This is a genomic window from Pseudomonas sp. KT_2_4, from assembly GCF_041410225.1.
Taxonomy (GTDB): Bacteria; Pseudomonadota; Gammaproteobacteria; order Pseudomonadales; family Pseudomonadaceae; genus Aquipseudomonas; species Aquipseudomonas paracarnis.
The window spans coordinates 3112967-3131525 of the sequence record NZ_CP166962.1 but is presented as its reverse complement, the minus strand read 5'-3'; the positions used below and the strand labels follow the sequence as shown (position 1 = coordinate 3131525).

19 protein-coding genes are annotated in these 18559 nt (G+C 63.2%); 10 read left to right on the top strand and 9 right to left on the bottom strand.

Going from position 1 to position 18559, the window contains the following annotated elements; translation table 11 throughout:
• Positions 1-7: 7 nt before the first annotated feature.
• Positions 8-4255, bottom strand: a complete 4248-nt coding sequence (locus tag AB9N64_RS14490) for a DEAD/DEAH box helicase (RefSeq protein ID WP_371359491.1) — start codon at positions 4253-4255, stop codon at positions 8-10.
• Positions 4256-4421: 166 nt separating this feature from the next.
• On the opposite strand from AB9N64_RS14490, the gene AB9N64_RS14485 reads away from it, so the two are divergent.
• Positions 4422-5306, top strand: coding sequence for a sugar nucleotide-binding protein (locus tag AB9N64_RS14485; protein WP_072435451.1), 885 nt, complete (start codon positions 4422-4424; stop codon positions 5304-5306).
• A gap of 164 nt (positions 5307-5470) precedes the next feature.
• Here the strand turns inward: AB9N64_RS14485 and AB9N64_RS14480 are convergent, their stop codons facing one another.
• The 5 genes from AB9N64_RS14480 to AB9N64_RS14460 form a co-directional block, all read right to left on the bottom strand.
• Positions 5471-6169, bottom strand: a complete 699-nt coding sequence (locus AB9N64_RS14480; protein ID WP_014720136.1) for an OmpW family protein — start codon at positions 6167-6169, stop codon at positions 5471-5473.
• A gap of 147 nt (positions 6170-6316) precedes the next feature.
• Positions 6317-6838 carry a DUF3299 domain-containing protein gene (locus AB9N64_RS14475; protein WP_020302441.1) on the bottom strand — a complete coding sequence of 174 codons (522 nt, stop codon included), beginning with the start codon at positions 6836-6838 and terminating at the stop codon, positions 6317-6319.
• An 11-nt stretch (positions 6839-6849) separates the two neighbouring features.
• A complete protein-coding gene (locus AB9N64_RS14470; protein ID WP_014720134.1) occupies positions 6850-8115 on the bottom strand; it encodes an ABC transporter permease in 1266 nt (421 codons plus the stop codon).
• 1 nt (position 8116) lies between these two features.
• Positions 8117-8827 (bottom strand): ABC transporter ATP-binding protein, encoded by a 711-nt coding sequence (locus AB9N64_RS14465; protein WP_371359490.1) that lies wholly within the window; start codon positions 8825-8827, stop codon positions 8117-8119.
• A gap of 148 nt (positions 8828-8975) precedes the next feature.
• Positions 8976-9575, bottom strand: coding sequence for a DUF2796 domain-containing protein (locus AB9N64_RS14460; RefSeq protein WP_047711882.1), 600 nt, complete (start codon positions 9573-9575; stop codon positions 8976-8978).
• 129 nt (positions 9576-9704) lie between these two features.
• Between AB9N64_RS14460 and AB9N64_RS14455 the strand changes: the two genes are divergently transcribed.
• Positions 9705-10046 (top strand): hypothetical protein, encoded by a 342-nt coding sequence (locus AB9N64_RS14455; RefSeq protein ID WP_003194591.1) that lies wholly within the window; start codon positions 9705-9707, stop codon positions 10044-10046.
• Here AB9N64_RS14455 and trxA read toward each other — a convergent pair.
• From trxA to AB9N64_RS14440, 3 genes are all read right to left on the bottom strand, one after another.
• Positions 10043-10915, bottom strand: coding sequence for a thioredoxin (gene trxA / locus AB9N64_RS14450; protein WP_069868792.1), 873 nt, complete (start codon positions 10913-10915; stop codon positions 10043-10045). The genes AB9N64_RS14455 and trxA overlap by 4 nt on opposite strands.
• Positions 10916-11040: 125 nt before the next feature.
• Entirely contained in the window at positions 11041-11697 is a 657-nt protein-coding gene (locus AB9N64_RS14445) for a methyltransferase (RefSeq protein ID WP_014720130.1), read from the bottom strand.
• A complete protein-coding gene (locus tag AB9N64_RS14440) occupies positions 11694-12149 on the bottom strand; it encodes a YbaY family lipoprotein (protein ID WP_003194586.1) in 456 nt (151 codons plus the stop codon). Before AB9N64_RS14440 ends, AB9N64_RS14445 begins: the two co-directional genes overlap by 4 nt.
• Positions 12150-12288: 139 nt before the next feature.
• Here AB9N64_RS14440 and nrdR point away from each other — a divergent pair, with 139 nt between their 5' ends.
• The 8 genes from nrdR to AB9N64_RS14400 all read left to right on the top strand — a co-directional run bounded on the left by nrdR (position 12289) and on the right by AB9N64_RS14400 (position 18519).
• Complete coding sequence (gene nrdR / locus AB9N64_RS14435; protein WP_019818855.1) at positions 12289-12753, top strand: transcriptional regulator NrdR; 465 nt, start codon at positions 12289-12291, stop codon at positions 12751-12753.
• Positions 12750-13877 carry a bifunctional diaminohydroxyphosphoribosylaminopyrimidine deaminase/5-amino-6-(5-phosphoribosylamino)uracil reductase RibD gene (ribD, locus tag AB9N64_RS14430; protein ID WP_019818853.1) on the top strand — a complete coding sequence of 376 codons (1128 nt, stop codon included), beginning with the start codon at positions 12750-12752 and terminating at the stop codon, positions 13875-13877. Before nrdR ends, ribD begins: the two co-directional genes overlap by 4 nt.
• 49 nt (positions 13878-13926) lie before the next feature.
• A complete protein-coding gene (locus AB9N64_RS14425; RefSeq protein WP_014720128.1) occupies positions 13927-14589 on the top strand; it encodes a riboflavin synthase in 663 nt (220 codons plus the stop codon).
• Between the two features lie 15 nt (positions 14590-14604).
• Entirely contained in the window at positions 14605-15696 is a 1092-nt protein-coding gene (ribBA, locus tag AB9N64_RS14420; RefSeq protein WP_003194579.1) for a bifunctional 3,4-dihydroxy-2-butanone-4-phosphate synthase/GTP cyclohydrolase II, read from the top strand.
• A gap of 88 nt (positions 15697-15784) precedes the next feature.
• Positions 15785-16261 carry a 6,7-dimethyl-8-ribityllumazine synthase gene (gene ribE / locus AB9N64_RS14415; protein ID WP_014720127.1) on the top strand — a complete coding sequence of 159 codons (477 nt, stop codon included), beginning with the start codon at positions 15785-15787 and terminating at the stop codon, positions 16259-16261.
• Positions 16258-16758, top strand: coding sequence for a transcription antitermination factor NusB (gene nusB, locus AB9N64_RS14410; RefSeq protein ID WP_014720126.1), 501 nt, complete (start codon positions 16258-16260; stop codon positions 16756-16758). Before ribE ends, nusB begins: the two co-directional genes overlap by 4 nt.
• 18 nt (positions 16759-16776) lie before the next feature.
• Entirely contained in the window at positions 16777-17742 is a 966-nt protein-coding gene (gene thiL / locus AB9N64_RS14405) for a thiamine-phosphate kinase (RefSeq protein WP_019818852.1), read from the top strand.
• 54 nt (positions 17743-17796) lie between these two features.
• The gene (locus AB9N64_RS14400) at positions 17797-18519 is read left to right on the top strand and encodes a substrate-binding periplasmic protein (RefSeq protein ID WP_371359489.1); all 723 of its coding nucleotides are present in this window, start codon (positions 17797-17799) and stop codon (positions 18517-18519) included.
• Positions 18520-18559: the final 40 nt, after the last annotated feature.

Below are 18559 nucleotides of genomic sequence, written 5' to 3'. Positions count from 1 at the left end.
CTCAAGGTCAGCGCCTGATCAACTTCTCCTGCACCGCCTGCTGATCCACCTCCAACAAAACCTGCTGCTTGCCCCCTACCATCACCGCCGCCGGCACCCCATCACGGTACACAACCCGGTTACCGCTTACCGCTGGCACCTTGGCTCCCGGCAACAGCGTGCCGACAAGATTCAACGGATCCGCCCCACACACCGCGATTAAACTGCCATCATGGGGTCGTCGCCGCACCTCGCGCAGCAACGGTATCGCCTCCGGCAATGCAAACTGCTCTCCCGCCAACCCACTGACAAACCGCCCGCCACGGATCTCGCCTCGCGCCTCCAACCGATGGAAAGTGCGCAGCAACTCGCGCCAATTCGGTAACCAATCCGCCTCGCGCTCCAGCAGCCGCCAGAACACCACGCCATAGCGGCGCAGCAGGGTCATCGCCACATGCTCCAGGGTCTCGGCCGTATGCGCGCCGGCGGCGGTCGCCGAGCGGCGAACCAAGGCCCAACGCCCGGCGTCGTCCATACCGCCGACAAACGCCCCGCGCCCACGTCGACTGCTGCGCGCCTGGCGTTTGCTGGCGGGGGTGGTCAAGGCGCGCAGGCCGGCGAAGCTGTCAGCATTCACCAAGCCGGCGCCTACCAATTCCTGCAAGGCTGTCTCCAGCTCGCTGCGCAGCAAATGGGCCTCGTGTACCAGTTCATCGAAAAACAGCGCGCCATGTTCGCGCAGGGCCAGGTGGACCTTCTGCGTCTTGGGCGACAAGGTGGTGCTGTCGGTAGGCTCGGTCAGCCCGCTCCACAACGCTACCTGGCTACGGGGGAGCAAAACCACCGGGGTGCTGCGCAACGCCGTGGCGCCGGCCTTGTTGCTCAGGCGCGTCCAGACCAGCTTGCCGCTGCGGCACAGGTCATCGAGCCAGGTCGATGAGTAATCCTTGATGCGGGCGCTGAGCAGGTCTGTGTCCCAGGCTGACGTGGCGGCGGCATAGCCTTCGAACTGGCCGACGATTTGCGGCAACACGGCGCTGCCCTGGCCGCGGGTGCTGTCGGACAGGTGTTGCCAATCGAACAGAAAGCGCATGAAATCCTGCAATGCCACCGGCTCGATTTCCCGGCGCAGGCGCTTGACCGTGTAGCGATGAATGCGCGCCAGCAAATGACGTTCGCACCATTGTTCTTCACCCATGCCGGGGCTGAAGTGACCGCGCAGCACGTAGCCGTCTTGTTCCAGGCGTGCCAGGGCCTGGGTAAGCGCCACCACCGGTAATGCCAGGGGCGCTGCGATTTCGACCAGGGTCAGTGGGCCGAAACCACTGAGGCGCGCACGCAGCACTTCCACCAGCGCGTCATCAAAGGACCAGGGCTCATCGAACCCCGGCAGCAACGGCAGATCGTTGGGATACAGCGCCTGCAAACAATTCAAGCGCTCTACGGCGCTCCACATTCCGTTGGGCAACTGATAGGCCCGCCCGGCCTTGCGCAGTGCCTGCAACCATTGGGCCCATTGCGGCGTAACTTCGCCCGCTGCGATGCACGCCAGGCTCATCAACGCTTCATGCATTTCATCCAGGCCATTGGGCGCCGGCCAGGCTTCTTCGCGTACACCGGCGATGGCGTCGGCATCCAGGGCGCCCAAGTCGTCGGTGCTCTGCGGGTCGCTCCAGCGTCGGTTGAGCACGGCCTGGGTGCGGCGCTCTTCCAGGGGGGCGTCGTCGAGGAAGGTATAGGGTTTAGCGCTGAGGATTTCTGCGGCCATGGGCGAGGGCGCGGGCAGGTCGCGGCTGATCAACCGCACGTCGCCGCGTTCCATGCGCCGCAGCAGCGCCAGCCAGGCGTCGCTGTCCATGGCCTCGTGCAGGCAGTCGTCGAGGGTTTGCTCCACCAGCGGGTGGTGGGGGATTTCGCGTTCGCCGGCGAGGTTTTCCAGGCAGGCGATCTGGTCGGGAAATACGCTGGCGATCAGGTCTTCGCTCTTCATGCGCTGGATCTGTGGCGCCACCTTGCGCCCGCCGGTATAACGCGGCAGCGCCAGGGCCACGCCGGCATTCCAGCGCCAGCGCACACCGAACAGTGGCGCATCCAGCACGGCCTGGATCAGGATGTGCTCGGCACTGTTGCTGTTGAGGTAACGCCACACCTCATCCAGCGCGAAGCTGTGACTGGTGGACAACGACAGCACGATGGCATTTTCACTGGCCGCCGCTTGCAACTCGAAATTGAAGGTACGGCAAAAGCGCTTGCGCAAGGCCAGGCCCCAGGCGCGGTTGATGCGGCTGCCAAACGGCGTGTGGATGATCAGTTGGGTGCCGCCGGACGCATCGAAAAACCGTTCCATGATCAATGTGTCCTGGGACGGCAAGGCGCTCAGGGCCTGGCGCGACCGGGCGAGGTAATCCAACAGTTGGTCGGCGCTGGCGACATTGAGGCCCAGGGTGCCGGTAAGCCAGTCGAGGGCCGGTTGCAGGTCGCCGGGCGTGGCGCCGAGCAAGCTGTCCAATTGCCCTTGCAAGCGGGCCACGGCCACCGATAACTCGTTGCTGCGCCCGGGGGCTTCACCCAACCAGAACGGAATGGTCGGGGGTTGGCCCTGAGCATCTTCGACCCGCACCTTGCCGGCTTCGACCCGTAGGATGCGATAGGAGGTATTGCCGAGCTGGAAGATATCCCCGGCGATGCTTTCCACCGCAAAGTCTTCGTTGACGCTGCCGATATTCAGGCTTTGCGGCTCCAGCAACACGCTGTAGTCGGCATTGTCGGGGATCGTGCCGCCGCTGGTTACCGCCGTGAGCCTGGCGCCACGGCGGCCGCGCAGGGTGTGGGCCACGGCGTCGCGGTGCAGGTAGGCGCTGCGCATGCCCTGGCGGCCGTTGTAGCCCTCGCTGAGCATCTGCAAAAGGGCCTGGTAGTGGCGTTCATCCAGTTCGGCGTAAGGCGCGGCGCGGTGGATAAGCGCCAGCAGCGCCTGTTCCGGCCATTCCTGGGCGCTGACCTCGGCGATGATCTGCTGGGCGAGTACATCGAGCGGTGCCACCGGAATATGCAAGGTATCCAGCTCGCCACGGCGCACGCAGTCGAGCAGCGCGGCGCACTCGATCAGGTCGTCGCGGGTGGTGGCAAACAGGCGCCCCTTGGGCGTGCCGCCGACCTGGTGCCCGGAACGGCCGACCCGTTGCAGGAAGCCGTTGATGGAACCGGGTGAGCCGATCTGGCACACCAGGTCCACTTCGCCGATATCAATCCCCAGCTCCAGGGACGCCGTGGCGATCAACACTTGCAGTTCGCCGGCCTTGAGGCGCTGTTCGGCGTCCAGGCGCATCTCCTTGGCCAGACTGCCGTGGTGAGCGGCCACGGCGGTCTTGCCCAGGCGCTCGCTCAAGTGCCGGGCCAGGCGTTCGGCCAGGCGCCGGGTGTTGACGAATACCAGGGTGGTGCGGTGTTCACGGGCCAATTGCGCGAGGCGATCGTAGACCAACTCCCACACGTCGTTGGCCATCACCGCCGAGAGCGGCACCGGCGGCACTTCGATCGCCAGGTCACGGGGGCGGGCGTGGCCGATATCCACAATGGCGCAATCACGTTCGGTGCCGACTAAAAAGCGCGCGACGGCTTCGATGGGTTTTTGCGTGGCCGACAAGCCGATACGGGTCAATGGCTCGGCACACAGCCCTTGCAGGCGCTCCAGGCTCAAGGCCAAGTGGCTGCCGCGCTTGCCAGCGGCGATGGCGTGGATCTCATCGACGATCACCGTACGTGTGCTGGCGAGCATGTGCCGGCCGGAATCCGAGCCGAGCAGCACGTAGAGCGATTCAGGAGTGGTTACCAGGATATGCGGTGCGCGTTTGCGCATCTGGGCGCGGTCTTTTTGCGGGGTGTCGCCGGTGCGCACAGCGGTGCGGATTACCAGCGGCGGCAGCCCCCGCTTCTCTAGATGTTCGGTAATGCCGGCCAGCGGATTTTGCAGGTTGATCTGGATATCGTTGGATAGCGCCTTGAGCGGCGACACATACACCACCAGGGTTTGGTCCGGCAGTTCGCCGCCGTTGGCCAGGCCTTGGTGCACCAGGTCGTCTAGCACTGCCAGGAAGGCCGTCAGCGTCTTGCCGGAGCCGGTGGGCGCGGCGATCAGCGTCGAGCGGCGCTGGCGGATCAACGGCCACGCCTGGGCCTGGGCGTTGGTCACCGAAGGAAAGGTACTACGGAACCAAGTGCTGACGGCGGGGTGAAAGCCGTGCAAACCCTTGTCCGTTGATTCGGGAAGGTTCATTCACCCTATATGCAACCGGCCGGGCCAAGTTGCAACCCCGCACTTTATCCGTGACGGTTGCGCTACAAACCCGCAAAATGCAACGATTCTGGCAACTACCTACGGCAAGGCGCACATGCCTGTCGTTAATAACCATCGTTCCAAACAGACCGGGCCTGCTCAATCTATGCGAATGCGCCTTATGTTACTGGGCGGCGGGAATGCCCTCGGGCAGGCGCTGATTCGCCTCGGTGCGGAGGAAGACATCGGTTTCCTCGCCCCCAAACCGCCCCAAGACGGCTGGGATGCCGCAAGCCTCACCCAATTGCTCGACGACACCCGTCCCGATGCGTTGATCAACCTCGCCTACTATTTCGACTGGTTCCAGGCCGAAGCCGTAAGCGAAACCCGCCTGGCCGGCCAGGAATTCGCCATCGAGCGCCTGGCCGAACTGTGCCAGCACCACAGCATCACCCTGCTGCAACCGTCCAGCTATCGTGTGTTCGATGGCTCCCGCGCCACGGCCTACAGCGAGAAAGACGAGCCGGTGCCCCTGGGCCTGCGCGGCCAGGCGTTGTGGCGTATCGAACAAAGCGTGCGCGCTACGTGCCCGCAGCATGTGCTGCTGCGGTTTGGCTGGCTGCTCGATGACAGCGTCGACGGCACCCTCGGGCGTTTCCTGGCCCGGGCCGAGAAACCCGATGAGTTACTGATGGCGGACGACCGGCGCGGCAATCCGACGCCGGTGGACGATGCGGCGCGGGTGATCATCTCGGTGCTCAAGCAACTCGATTGCGCCGCGCCGCTGTGGGGCACTTACCATTACGCCGGCCACGAGGCGACTACCCCGCTGGCGCTGGGGCAGGCGATTCTGACTGAAGCGCGCAACTTCCATCCGTTGGCCATCGAGTCCCCCACCGCCCAGGCCCACGCGGCGCGGCCGGACGCGGCAGAAGAACCGCAGCACGCGGTGTTGGCCTGCAAGAAAATCCTGCATACCTTCGGCATCAAGCCCAGGGCATGGCGGGCAGGCTTGCCGGCGCTTCTGGATCGCTTCTACCGCCATAGCTGACACCCCAAAACCAAAAGTGGGAGGGGACTTATGTGGGAGCTGGCTTGCCTGCGATAGCATCACCTGGGTATCACTGATACACCGTGGTGTCTGCATCGCGGGCAAGCCCGGCTCCCACATAAGCCCCCTCCCACTTGGGTTATGCGGTGTGGCGTAAACGGGACTTAGAACTTGTAGCCGATACCCACCATGTAAACCATCGGGTCTACATCCACATTGACCTTGGCCCGAGTGCCCTGGCCCAGCGCGTTGTTATCCACAGTCGCCTTGGTGCTGATGTCGATGTAGCGCGCCTGGGCGTTGATCATCCACTTGTCGTTGATCATGTAGTCGGCGCCGATCTGTGCAGCCCAACCCCAGGAGTTCTCGGCCTTGAAGTTGCTGAAGCCGGCCTGTTCGGCGCGGCTGCCCACGTGCTCGTCGTAGATCCAGGTGTAGTTGATACCGGCGCCCACATACGGCTGGAACGCGGACTTGTGGTCCAGCGGGTAGTACACGACGCTCAAGGTCGGCGGCAGGTGTTTCAGCGTGCCGAGCTTGCCGTTGGCGGCGCCGAGGGCGGTGTTCTTGATCTTCACGTCATGCTCGAACGGCGTGGCCGCAAGCAATTCGATGCCGACGTGGTCGGTGATCATGTAGGCGAAGTTCAAGCCCAATTGGGTGTCGCTGCTCATGGTCGCCTTGCCGCCCAGGTTGGTACCGGCCAATGGGCCCTGGTCAACCTTGACGCTGCTGCTGTCGGCCTTCGGGTTCACGGTAATTGCACCGGCGCGAACCAGAATGTCGCCCGCCTGGTGAGCGTGGGCGACGGGGGCGACGAGGGCGAGCGCGAAGAGGGACGCGCCGAGCAGAGACTTGTTCATGGGAGCTCCAAAGGACGTTTAAAAGTTGTACGTCCAATGGTAAAGATCGTTCCGTTCGGTCTTTTGACTCAGCTCAATGAAAGGGTGATCAGTCACTTTCGGCACTGATCAAAACCTGTGGGAGCTTCAGTGTGTTGCTGGTGGGGGTTATTCCTCCAGCTCGTACATATAAATCTTCTGGGCATCCATCTGGTAACCGGCATCGGCCAATTCGCTGGACGATGGCTTGACCTGCATCGCGCCTTCGATCCAGTACGGCTGATACAGCTCATCGAGCTTCACCCCCACCTCGCTTTTCACATGCACGATCTGGTTCGACGGCGGTGGCGGCACATGGATACAGGCGCCGAAATACGGCACCAGCAGAAACTCCGTGGTGCGGCCTTCTTCGCTGACTTCCAGCGGCACGATATACCCCGGCAAGCGAATGTGCTGGCCGTCCAGGCTCTGCACTACCGGCGCGTTGGGCAGGTCCTGCTTGGCTGCGGGCGCGGCCTCGACGGACAAGGCATCGGCCATGTTCGACAGGTCGTGCAGCGGCTTCATATTGGGCACTTCCGGCGGCGCGTCCGGCGGGATCATCTCCTGCCAGGACAAATCCTTGGGCTGTTCATCCGCCCACACCGGAACGGCCGTCAGCAGCAACAGGGCAAACAGGGCACGACGCATCGGAGCCTTCCTCATAAACGGATGGACAGGCCATCGGCCAAAGATTGTCGATAGGCGCGCCACGCGGGCACGCTGCCCATCAACAGGGCGGCTGCTAGGATACCGGCGAGCAACGTCCATTCATATTCGCTCGGCCACGACATCGGCAGGTCCAGGCCGTAGTTGGCCTGCAAATAACCCCGTGATGCGGCTATGCACAGGTACAGCAACCCCAGGCCCGCCAACACGCCAGACAAGGCCAGGGCAAAGGCTTCGAAGATCAGCAGCGTTGCGATGTGCCAAGGCCGCGCACCCACCGACCGCAGGATCGCCATCTCGCGGCGACGCTCGTTAAGGCTGGTGAGGATCGCCGTGAGCATGCCGATCAAACCGGTCAGCACCACAAACAGCGAAATCACGAACAAGGCTTTTTCGGCGGTGCCCATCATGCTCCACAGCTCTTGCAACGCCACGCCTGGCAGGATCGCCAGCATTGGCTCGCCACGGAATTCATTGATCTCTCTTTGCAAGGCAAAGGTGGAAATCTTGTTGTTCAGGCCGAGCATGAACGCGGTAATGGCTTGCGGCGTCAGGTCCATATTGCGGGCCTGGTCGGCACTGATGCGGCCTTTGCCCTGGGCCGGCACGCCGTTGTGCCAGTCGATATGAATCGCTTCCATGCCGCCGAGGCTGATATGCAGCGTGCGGTCCACCGGCGTGCCGGTACGCTTGAGAATGCCCACCACCGTAAACGGCTTGTCGTCATGCTTGACCAGGCTGACCACCGCCACGCCGTGGGCCAGCACCAGCTTGTCACCGAGCTTGTAATGCAGGGCGTCGGCCACTTCGGCGCCGAGCACCACTTCGAATGGGTCGGTGGCGAAGGCGCGGCCGCTGGCCAGCGCGAGGTTTTGCTTTCGCCCGTACTGGTAGTGCTCGAAATAGGATTCGTTGGTGCCCATCACCCGGTAGCCGCGATGGGAGTCGCCGAGGGAAATGGGAATCGCCCATTTCACTTGAGGGCTGGCGGCGAAGTGCTCGTAGCTGTCCCAACGGATGTTGTTGGTAGCGTTGCCGATGCGGAACACCGAGTACAGCAGCAGGTTGACCGAGCCGGAGCGGGCACCGACGATCAGGTCGGTACCGCTGATGGTGCTGGCGAAACTGTTGCGCGCCTCGACGCGCACACGCTCCACCGCGAGCAGCAAGCAGACGGAAAGCGCGATGGCAAACGCAGTGAGGATCGCGGTGAAGCGGCGGTTAGCCAGACTGGCCATGGCTAGACGGAACAGATACATCTCAAACCTCTGCGGGCATGGCGGCGCGATTGAGTTCGGCCAGCGACAGGTTGCGGTCGAACAGCGGCGCCAGGCTCTGGTCATGGCTGACAAACAACAGGCTGGCGCCCGCTTCGCGGCATTCTGCGAACAGCAACTGCAGGAAGGCTTCGCGGGCGTCGTAGTCCAGGGCCGAGGTGGGTTCGTCGGCAATCACCAGTTCTGGCTGGCCGATCAGCGCTCGGGCAGCGGCCACCCGTTGTTGCTGGCCAATGGACAGCGAATCGGCGCGGCGTTCCAGCAGGCTCGGGTCCTTCAAACCCAGGTGCGCTAGCAAGGCCGCGGCGGCCTGGTCGACACTGCCGTGGCGCTGTTTGGCCCGTTGCGCGCGCAGCTTGGAAAAGTGGCAAGGCAGCTCGACGTTTTCGCGTACCGACAGAAACGGCAGCAAGTTGAACTGCTGGAAGATATAACCGGTGTGGTCCACACGGAAACGGTCACGAGCGCCGGCCGAGAGTTCGGTCAACTCCTGGCCGAGCAGGCGGATGCTGCCTTGGCTGGGTTTCTGCACGCCTCCCAACAGCCCGAGCAAAGTGGTCTTGCCACTGCCGCTCGGGCCCTTGAGGAACAGGGTTTCCCCGGGTTCCAGGCGGAACGCGGGGACGTCCAGCAACCGCGGGTGCCCGGGCCAGTTGAAGCCCAGGTCGGACAGTTCGATTAACGCTTGAGTCATGGGAATTCAGTGTCGCCTGGTAGTCGAAAATGGCGCCGATCCACTGTGGGAGCTGGCTTGCCTGCGATGGCATCGCTACGGTGTGCCTGCTGCACCGCATCGCCTGTATCGCAGGCAAGCCAGCTCCCACAGGGACTGTGCTTTCAAGTCAGAACTTCAGGGTGGCGGCGGTGGCCGTCGCGTCAACACCTTGCTGACCGCTCGGGCCGATCAGTTGTACCTGAATTTTCTGGGTGGCGGGGAAGGTCTTGAACACTTGGCTCAAGTCCAGGTTGCCCAGGGCCGTCGGCGTGGCGCAGGTGAACTGGTAATGGGCGTGGATTTCACTGTGGTCGTGATCATGCTTGTGGGCGGCGGCGCCTTTGCCGTCGGTGGCGTGGTCATCATCGTCATGCTCGGCTTCTGGTTTGTCACCGAACAACGGGCTGTTGAGTTCCTGGCTGCTGACCACGCAACCTGCGGCCTTGGGCAGGTTGAACAGTGCCGATGGATTTTCCAGTTGCTTGCGCACGGCGGCGACCTTGGCTTTGTCGGCGGCGCTGGTCGCTACATGTTCGAAGCCCACCAGGTTCATGGCCGGGCTGTCCAGTTCCAGCTCCAGGGCCTGGCCGTCCAGTACGGCATTCAGGCGCCCGACGCCATGTTCATGGGCGCCGAGGCTGCCGTGCTCGTGGTCATGGTCTTCATGGGCATGAGCGACAGCCAGTGGCAGCAGGGCAAACGGCAAAGCAAGCAGCAAACGGCGCATGAGAGGGCTCCAGGATGAAAGTTTTGTTATGTGATCTTATAACAATTGATCCGAGAGTTTGACCGCCCGCTTGGTGTTGCGCAAGCTGCATGGGAGCATGCCCGTCAGAAAAATTCAGGAGTAAGGACGATGTTGCGAATTCGTGGAACCATCGGCGACCTGCCAGTGGACTTGACCCTGGAGCTGGACGACGGCGATTGGGCGCGATTGGGTGCCCAACTGCAGGCCACGCCAACGCCCAGCGCGCCCACTGCGGCTCCGGTCAAACAGAACGAGGACCTGTGGCAGAACGCCCAGGATTTGCTGCGCAAGGCCGGACAACTCAATGGTCTGGAATTGCTCGATCAACTCGAAGGCTTGGCTGGCGATGCCGGGGCGGGCAAGCGCCTGCTGGTGCGCCTGCGCCACAGCGCCAAGGTGAAGGTGAGCAGCGGCGGGGATACGCCGCTGTACAGTTGGATCGGTGATTAATACAGCGCGGCAAATAACTTGCGGCGGTACACCGTGACCAGCGGGTGATCATTGCCCAGCAATTCGAACACTTGCAGCAAGGTCTTGTGGGGCAGGCCTTCGCTGTAGCTGCGATTGCGGATAAACAACTTGAGCAAACCTTCCAGCGCCGCGTCGTATTGCTGGCGCGCCAGTTGCTGGACCGCCAACTGATAGGCCGCTTCGTCATCCTGCGGGTTTTGCGCCAGGCGGCTTTTCAGCTCGGCAGCGTCCGGCAAATCCGCCGCCTGGCGCAGGAAGGTGATTTGTGCCTTGGCCCCGGCCAGGGCAGCCTTGTGGTCGTCGCTCTTGACCGCGTCGAGCACGGCCTGGGCTTCACCCAGCTCACCGCGCTCGGCCAGGCAGCGTGCATAGAGGATCAGGGCGGCGGCGTTGGTATTGTCCTCGCCCAACAATTGCACCAGCAACGCTTCGGCCTCGCTGATGCGCCCTTCGCTGAACAGCGCCTGAGCCTGCTCCAACGGGTCCGCCGCAGCCGGCGGTGGCATTTGCACATGGGGCTCCAGCATCGCCCGCACGGCCGACTCCGGCTGTGCACCGGCAAAGCCGTCCACCGGTTGGCCATCCTTGAACAGCACCACCGTCGGCAGGCTTTGAATGCCAAAACGCGCCACGATGTCCTGTTCGGCTTCGCAGTCGATCTTGGCCAGCAGCAACTCACCCTGATAACTCTCGGCAATCTTCGCCAGCATTGGCATCAGTGCTTTGCAGGGTGCGCACCACTCGGCCCAGAAATCGACCAATACGGGCTTTTCGAAGGAGTTCTGGATAACGGCCTGATCGAAGTTGGCGGTGGTGACGTCGAAGATGTACGGCGTGGGCTCACTCATGGGGCGTCTCGAATAAAGCGGGAATGGGGGCAACTATAAGGGCTGGCGAGGTTGGCTGAAAGCATCGTGGTAGCTCCCACCTTGAAATGCATTCCCCTGTGGGAGCCGGCTTGCCCGCGATGGCCTCAAGCACGCCGCGAATGGTACAGGCTCACTTTGCGAAACTCCCACGGCTCGGCCAGGTCTGGCAGGGTCAAGGCCTCGAGGATCTCCAGCCGCTGGTAATCCGGATGCTGGAAATCCCGTACCCGCGAATCCGCCACCAGCGCTTCGCGGCCACGGGTGAGGAACTGATCCAGCAACGGCAGGTTGGCGCGGTCATAGAGCACGTCGGCCACCAGAATCAGGTCGAAGCGGTCGGCTTCGGCAAAAAAGTCTGCCGAATAACTCAGCGCCACCTGGTTGAGTTCGGCATTCGCACGGCAAGCGGCCAAGGCCAGTGGGTCCAGGTCGCAGGCCACCACCTCCAGGGCGCCAGCCTTGACGGCGGCGATCCCGGCTACGCCCGAACCTGCGCCGAAATCCAGCACGCGTTTGCCGGCGACCCACTCAGGATGCGCTGCCAGGTAACGCGCCAACGCCAGGCCGCTGGCCCAGCAAAAGCTCCAGTAGGGCGGCTCATGCAGGATACGCCGGGTTTCTTCCTGGCTGAAGGCACGGTCCATGTTGTCGGCGTCCAGCAACCACAACGACAACGCGGTACCCGGCAACGGGCAGGGCACCAATTGCGCATCGCCAATCAACGCGCTCAAGGCGTGTTGCAGGCCCAGCGGTGGCGTCATGGCGCCTTGACGAGTTGCAGGGGGCCGGTGCTCTGGGTGATCGCCTGGGTGACGCGCACGGCAGGCAGATGCAGGATCAGCTGGCCGGACTGGCTGGCGCGGCCGCGCAATTCCACGCGGGCACCGGCCGGGAAGGCTTCAGGGTTGAAGCGCAGGCGGAAGGCCAAGGGCTTGCCGTTGCCGCTCAGTACGCTGCTGGCGAGCAGTTGCTGCGGGCGCGAACGGTCGTCGATCACCAAGAGCGCCATCTCGACTTCGGCACCGGCGGGCACGTTGGTCAGGCTGCCGCTGATTTCGCGCTGATAGGCGGGCAGGGGGCCGAGGTCTTCAATGCCCGGCACTTTTTTCTCTTGCGCCGGTGTTGGTTGAGGCGCGGCCGGCTTGGGGGCTTCGCTGCTGCAGGCGACCAGAAAACTGAACAGGCTGAGTAGAACGAGTGGTCGTAACTGCATGTACGGCTCCAGAAAGGACAAAATCCGTGGCTTAAAAATATGAAACATATAAGCCTGCCTATATACCGTAAAGGCTATGGCTTGTCTTGCCACAGGGATGCGCTACCATGGCCCTCCCATTTTTTGTTGCCTGCCAACCATGCACTGTCCCTTCTGCGGTGCCAACGACACCAAGGTCATCGACTCGCGTCTGGTCGCCGAGGGCGACCAAGTGCGTCGCCGGCGCGAATGCCTGGCCTGTGGTGAACGTTTCACCACCTTCGAAACCGCCGAACTGGTGTTGCCGCGTCTGATCAAGTCCGACGGCAGCCGCCAGCCTTTCGACGAAGAAAAACTGCGCGCCGGTATGCAGCGCGCCCTGGAAAAGCGCCCGGTGAGTGTCGAGCGCCTGGAAGCGGCGCTGGTGCATATCAAGCACAAGCTGCGGGCGACCGGCGAGCGCGAGGTCAAGAGCCTGGTGGTCGGTGAGCTGGTGATGGGCGAGCTGCAAAAGCTCGACGAAGTCGCCTATATCCGTTTTGCCTCGGTGTATCGACGCTTCCAGGACCTCAATGAGTTCCGCGAAGAGATCGACCGCCTGGCCCGTGAGCCCTCCAAACAATGACATCTGAACAGGCTGTGCTCGACGCCCACTACATGGCCCGTGCCCTCGAATTGGCGCGCAAGGGCCTGTACACCACCCACCCCAACCCGCGGGTTGGCTGTGTGATCGTGCGTGACGGGCAGATTGTCGGCGAAGGCTGGCATGAGCGCACCGGCGAGCCCCATGCCGAGCCCAATGCCCTGCGCGCCGCTGGCGACAAGGCCCGTGGCGCGACGGTGTACGTGACCCTTGAACCGTGCAGCCATCATGGCCGTACGCCGCCCTGTGCCGATGCGCTGGTGACCGCCGGCGTCGCGCGGGTGGTGGCCGGCATGCAGGACCCGAACCCCGAAGTGGCTGGCCGAGGCATGCAACGCCTGGCCCAGGCCGGTATCGAGGTGCGTAGCGGTGTGCTGGAAACCGAAGCGCGGGCGCTTAACCCCGGCTTCCTCAAGCGCATGGAGCACGGTCTGCCGTTTGTGCGGGTCAAGCTGGCGATGAGCCTGGACGGCCGCACGGCGATGGCCAGCGGCGAAAGCCAATGGATCACCGGCCCCGCCGCCCGTGCTGCGGTGCAACGCTTGCGTGCCGAGGCCAGTGTGGTGTTGACCGGTGCCGACACGGTACTGGCCGACGGTGCCCGCTTGACCGTACGCGCCGCCGAACTGGGCCTGGACGACGCAACCACCGCCCTGGCCATGTCGCGCCCGCCGTTGCGCGTGCTGATCGATGGCCGCCTGCGGGTGCCGCTCAACGCACCGTTCTTCAAGGCCGGCCCGGCATTGGTCATCACCTGCGTGACTCCGGAAAACCAGTTCCCCCGCGGCCCTGAGTGCCTTGTGGTTCCAGGTGTGGAGGGCCAGGTTGACCTGCGCTCGGCATTGGTCGCCCTGGCTGCCCGTGGCGTCAACGATGTGTTGGTGGAAGCCGGCCCAAGCCTGGCCGGCGCGTTTGCCCAACAAGGCCTGGTGGATGAATACGTGATATTCATCGCCGGCAAGTTCCTCGGCTCCGCTGCCCGCCCGTTGCTGGACTGGCCGCTTGATAAGTTGGCCGATGCTCCCCAACTCAAGATCACCGAAATGCGCGCTGTGGGCGACGACTGGCGAGTCACTGCCATCCCCGTCCCAGCAGTGAGCGTATAATTCCCGGCCTGCGCTTGAGCGTCAGCCCCCTCGTTTTCAGGAGAACGAAATGTTCACCGGCATTATCGAATCCATCGGCAGCATCCGTGCAATGACCCCCAAAGGCGGGGATGTCCGCCTGCTGGTTGAAACCGGCAAGCTGGACCTCGGCGACGTCAAGCTGGGCGACAGCATCGCCGTCAGCGGCGTGTGCCTGACCGTCATCGAGCTGCCGGGCAACGGCTTTGCTGCCGATGTCAGCCGGGAAACCCTGGACTGCACCGCGATGAACGATCTTGCGGCCGGCAGCCCGGTCAACCTGGAAAAAGCCCTGACGCCCACCACGCGCCTGGGCGGTCACCTGGTCAGCGGCCACGTCGACGGCGTCGGCGAAGTGGTGGCCCGCAGCGAAAACGCCCGCGCGGTGGAATTCCGCATCCGCGCGCCCAAAGAGCTGGCCAAGTACATCGCCCACAAAGGCTCGATCACCGTCGACGGCACCAGCCTGACCGTGAACGCCGTGAATGGCGCCGAATTTGAACTGACCATCATTCCCCACACCCTCAGCGAAACCATCATGGCCTCGTACCAGCCGGGTCGCCGGGTGAACCTGGAAGTGGACTTGCTTGCCCGTTACCTGGAGCGCCTGTTGCTGGGCGAAAAGGCCGCAGAGCCTGCATCAGGCAACATCACCGAAAGTTTTCTGGCCGCTAACGGCTACCTGAAATCCTGACCAAGGGGGTGCCGCGTGGCGCTCAATAGCATCGAAGAACTGGTTGAAGACATCCGCCAAGGCAAGATGGTCATCCTCATGGATGACGAAGATCGCGAGAACGAAGGCGATATCATCATGGCCGCCGAAGCGTGCAAGCCCGAGCACATCAACTTCATGGCCAAGCACGCCCGTGGGCTGATTTGCATGCCCATGAGCCGCGAACGCTGCGAATTGCTCAAGCTGCCGTTGATGGCGCCGCGCAATGGCTCGGGTTTCGGCACCAAGTTCACCGTATCCATTGAAGCCACCACGGGCGTCACCACCGGCATTTCCGCCGCTGACCGCGCCCGCACCGTGCAAGCCGCCGCCGCGAAAGACGCCAAGGCCGAAGATATCGTGAGCCCCGGCCACATCTTCCCGCTGATGGCCCAACCGGGCGGTACCCTGGCCCGTGCCGGCCACACCGAAGCCGCCTGCGACCTGGCGCGCATGGCCGGTTTCGAGCCAAGCGGGGTGATCTGCGAAGTGATGAACGACGATGGCACCATGGCCCGTCGTACTGAACTCGAAGCCTTTGCCGCCGAGCACAACCTCAAGATCGGCACGATCGCCGACCTGATTCACTACCGCATGATCCACGAACGTACCGTTCAGCGGATTGCCGAGCAGCCCCTGGACAGCGAACTGGGCCAATTCAATTTGGTGACCTACCGTGATTCAGTGGAAGGCGATGTGCACATGGCCCTGACCCTGGGCAACATTTGCGCCGAAGAACCGACCCTGGTACGCGTCCATAACATGGACCCACTGCGTGACCTGTTGATGGTCAAGCAGCCGGGCCGCTGGAGCCTGCGCGCCGCCATGGCTGCGGTTTCCGAGGCTGGCAGCGGTGTGGTGCTGTTGCTCGGCCACCCGCTGGACGGTGATGTATTGCTGGCGCATATCCGCGAAACCGCTGACGCCGTGCCGGTGAAAAAACCGACCACCTACAGCATCGTCGGTGCCGGTTCGCAGATCCTGCGCGACCTGGGTGTGCGCAAAATGCGCCTGATGAGCGCACCGATGAAATTTAATGCGATATCCGGATTCGACCTGGAAGTTGTAGAATACGTGCCCTCCGAATAAAGGCCGGCGATTCTTGCCCCTTGTTCGCGGTTAAATCATCACTGAGGGACGCACTTTTCGCGTCCCGGCTCTTTAAGAGATTTGTCGAATGACCCTGAAGACCATCGAAGGTACCTTCATCGCCCCCAAAGGCCGCTATGCCCTGGTGGTTGGCCGCTTCAACAGCTTCGTGGTTGAAAGCCTGGTAAGCGGTGCGGTTGACACCCTGGTTCGCCACGGTGTGAGCGAGAGCGATATCACCCTTATCCGCGCGCCTGGCGCCTTCGAAATTCCACTGGTTGCGCAAAAAGTTGCTCAGCAGGGTGAATACGCGGCGATCATCGCCCTGGGCGCGGTCATTCGTGGCGGCACCCCGCACTTCGAATACGTGGCCGGCGAATGCACCAAGGGCCTGGCCCAGGTGTCCATGGAATTCGGCGTGCCAGTCGCTTTCGGCGTACTGACCGTTGATTCCATCGAGCAAGCCATCGAGCGTTCCGGCACCAAAGCCGGTAACAAAGGCGCTGAAGCTGCCTTGTCCGCCCTGGAAATGGTCAGCCTGCTGTCGCAGTTGGAGGCCAAGTGATTTCCGACGAAAGCGATCAGTTCAACCCTCAGGACCCGCGTCCTGCCGATGCCGGCAAACCGTCCAAGAGCGAGAAGCGCCGCAAGGCGCGTCAACTCGCGACCCAGGCGCTGTACCAGCGTCACCTGGCGGGCGCTTCGCTGAACGAAATCGAGGCACAGTTTCGCGTCGATAACGATTTCACCTTCGCCGACCAGAGCTACTTCCACGACATCCTGCACGGCGTGCACGCCAACCTGACCGAGATCGACACAGCCCTGGCGCCATGCCTGGACCTGACCATCGAAGAGCTCGACCCGGTTGAGCTGTGCGTGATGCGCCTGTCTACCTGGGAGTTGCTCAAGCGCGTTGACGTGCCGTACCGCGTCGTGATCAACGAAGGCATCGAGCTGGCGAAAGTCTACGGTTCGACCGATGGCCACAAGTTCGTCAACGGCGTGCTCGACAAGCTGGCCCCGCGCCTGCGTGAAGCCGAAGTGAAGGAACACAAGCGCTAATCTGCGCTTGATTCCTCAATGGGTGAGTTTGAGCTGATCCGCACATACTTCGCCGCCGCGCCCTGTGCGCAAGGTGGCGAAGGCATTGCCCTGGGGATCGGCGACGACTGCGCCTTGCTGGCGCTTCCCGCCGGGGAGCAACTGGCAGTCTCCACCGATACGCTGGTGGCTGGCGTGCATTTTGCCGACCCCTGTGACCCGTTCCTGCTCGGCCAGCGCTCGCTGGCCGTGGCGGTGAGCGACCTGGCCGCCATGGGCGCCCACCCCCTCGCCTTTACCCTTGCCCTGACCACGCCGAGCGTCGAAGCCGATTGGCTGCAACGCTATGCCCAAGGTTTGAATGCCATGGCGCAAAACTGCGGCGTGGGCCTGGTGGGCGGCGATACCACCCGTGGGCCGCTGAGCCTGACCCTGACCGTGTTCGGCCGCGTGCCGGCTGGCCAGGCCTTGACGCGCAGCGGTGCACAGCCGGGCGACCTGCTGTGTGTCGGCGGCGAGTTAGGCAATGCCGCTGGCGCGTTGCCGCTGGTATTGGGGCAACGCACGGCTGACGCGGCAATCGCCGAGCCGCTGCTGGCGCATTACTGGTCGCCGCAACCGCAGTTGGCCCTGGGGCTTGCGCTGCGGGGCAAGGCGACAGCGGCGATGGATATCTCCGATGGGCTGTTGGCCGACTGTGGGCATATCGCCAAGGCGTCAGCGGTGCGCCTGGTGGTTGAGCGCCACCGGTTGCCGTTGTCCGAGGCCTTGCTGGCGTTTGTTGGTGAAGACCAGGCTCACGTGGCGGCGTTGAGTGGGGGCGACGACTATGTGCTGGCGTTCACCTTGCCACCGTCCGAGTTAGCGCCGTTGCAGGCGGATGGCTGGCCGGTGCATGTGGTCGGCCGGGTCGAAGCGGGGCAGGGCGTAACGCTGCTCGACGTCCACGGCCAGGACATCACCCCGGCTGTGCGCGGCTACCAGCATTTTCGCCAGGCGCCCTAAGCCGGCGGTCTGCGCTACCCTTTATACGATTATCCCAAGTAAGAGGCCGTGACTATGGCTGCATGCCGCTGGCTGCTGATCGTGCTGTGTACCTTCGCTTCCCTGGCCCAGGCGGACACTCCCATGCCCGGCAAAATCGTGCTGGCCAGTGAGGAGTGGAACGACTACACCAACAAAGATGGCAGCGGCCTGGCCTGGGACCTGTTGCGCCAAGTCTTTGAACCGGCTGGCATCACCGTGCACATCCGCAGCGTACCCTATACCCGCTCGGTCGGCCTGGCCCAGCGTGGTGAGGTGGATGGTTGTGTCGGCACCTATCGCGATGAGGCCAGCGGTGTGTTGTACCCCCGCAGGAACTTCGACGCCGATCATGTCTACGCCCTCGGGTTGGCCACTGCGCCGACACCGACCCTGGCGACCTTGGGCAACTATCGCCTGGCCTGGGTGCGCGGCTATAAATACGAGGAATACCTGCCCACCGTGCGCCGCTTCAACCAGATCGAGCGGCGCAGCGGCATTCTGCCGATGCTAAAACACGGCCGTGCCGATTTTTATATCGACGCCCTCACCGAAGCCAAATACGTGCTCAGCCAGGCGCAAGACCCGGCGCTGTTCAAACTCACCCATATTGCTGAACTGCCGCTCTACGTAGGCTTTGCCGACACCGCGCGCGGCAGGGCATTGATGGCCATGTATGACCAGCGTTTGGGCATCCTGGTCCAGACCGGTGAGCTGAAAGCGATTTTCGAACGCTGGAAACAGCCGTATCCGTTCTGACGCCCATAGAACTGACTCAAAGGCCAATCGAACCTATTGA

Coding starts and splice junctions, on each gene's coding strand:
- AB9N64_RS14490 (WP_371359491.1), bottom strand. CDS start 4,255: ATGAACCTTCCCGAATCAACGGACAAGGGTTTGCACGGCTTTCACCCC.
- AB9N64_RS14485 (WP_072435451.1), top strand. CDS start 4,422: ATGCGAATGCGCCTTATGTTACTGGGCGGCGGGAATGCCCTCGGGCAG.
- AB9N64_RS14480 (WP_014720136.1), bottom strand. CDS start 6,169: ATGAACAAGTCTCTGCTCGGCGCGTCCCTCTTCGCGCTCGCCCTCGTC.
- AB9N64_RS14475 (WP_020302441.1), bottom strand. CDS start 6,838: ATGCGTCGTGCCCTGTTTGCCCTGTTGCTGCTGACGGCCGTTCCGGTG.
- AB9N64_RS14470 (WP_014720134.1), bottom strand. CDS start 8,115: ATGTATCTGTTCCGTCTAGCCATGGCCAGTCTGGCTAACCGCCGCTTC.
- AB9N64_RS14465 (WP_371359490.1), bottom strand. CDS start 8,827: ATGACTCAAGCGTTAATCGAACTGTCCGACCTGGGCTTCAACTGGCCC.
- AB9N64_RS14460 (WP_047711882.1), bottom strand. CDS start 9,575: ATGCGCCGTTTGCTGCTTGCTTTGCCGTTTGCCCTGCTGCCACTGGCT.
- AB9N64_RS14455 (WP_003194591.1), top strand. CDS start 9,705: ATGTTGCGAATTCGTGGAACCATCGGCGACCTGCCAGTGGACTTGACC.
- trxA (WP_069868792.1), bottom strand. CDS start 10,915: ATGAGTGAGCCCACGCCGTACATCTTCGACGTCACCACCGCCAACTTC.
- AB9N64_RS14445 (WP_014720130.1), bottom strand. CDS start 11,697: ATGACGCCACCGCTGGGCCTGCAACACGCCTTGAGCGCGTTGATTGGC.
- AB9N64_RS14440 (WP_003194586.1), bottom strand. CDS start 12,149: ATGCAGTTACGACCACTCGTTCTACTCAGCCTGTTCAGTTTTCTGGTC.
- nrdR (WP_019818855.1), top strand. CDS start 12,289: ATGCACTGTCCCTTCTGCGGTGCCAACGACACCAAGGTCATCGACTCG.
- ribD (WP_019818853.1), top strand. CDS start 12,750: ATGACATCTGAACAGGCTGTGCTCGACGCCCACTACATGGCCCGTGCC.
- AB9N64_RS14425 (WP_014720128.1), top strand. CDS start 13,927: ATGTTCACCGGCATTATCGAATCCATCGGCAGCATCCGTGCAATGACC.
- ribE (WP_014720127.1), top strand. CDS start 15,785: ATGACCCTGAAGACCATCGAAGGTACCTTCATCGCCCCCAAAGGCCGC.
- thiL (WP_019818852.1), top strand. CDS start 16,777: ATGGGTGAGTTTGAGCTGATCCGCACATACTTCGCCGCCGCGCCCTGT.
- AB9N64_RS14400 (WP_371359489.1), top strand. CDS start 17,797: ATGGCTGCATGCCGCTGGCTGCTGATCGTGCTGTGTACCTTCGCTTCC.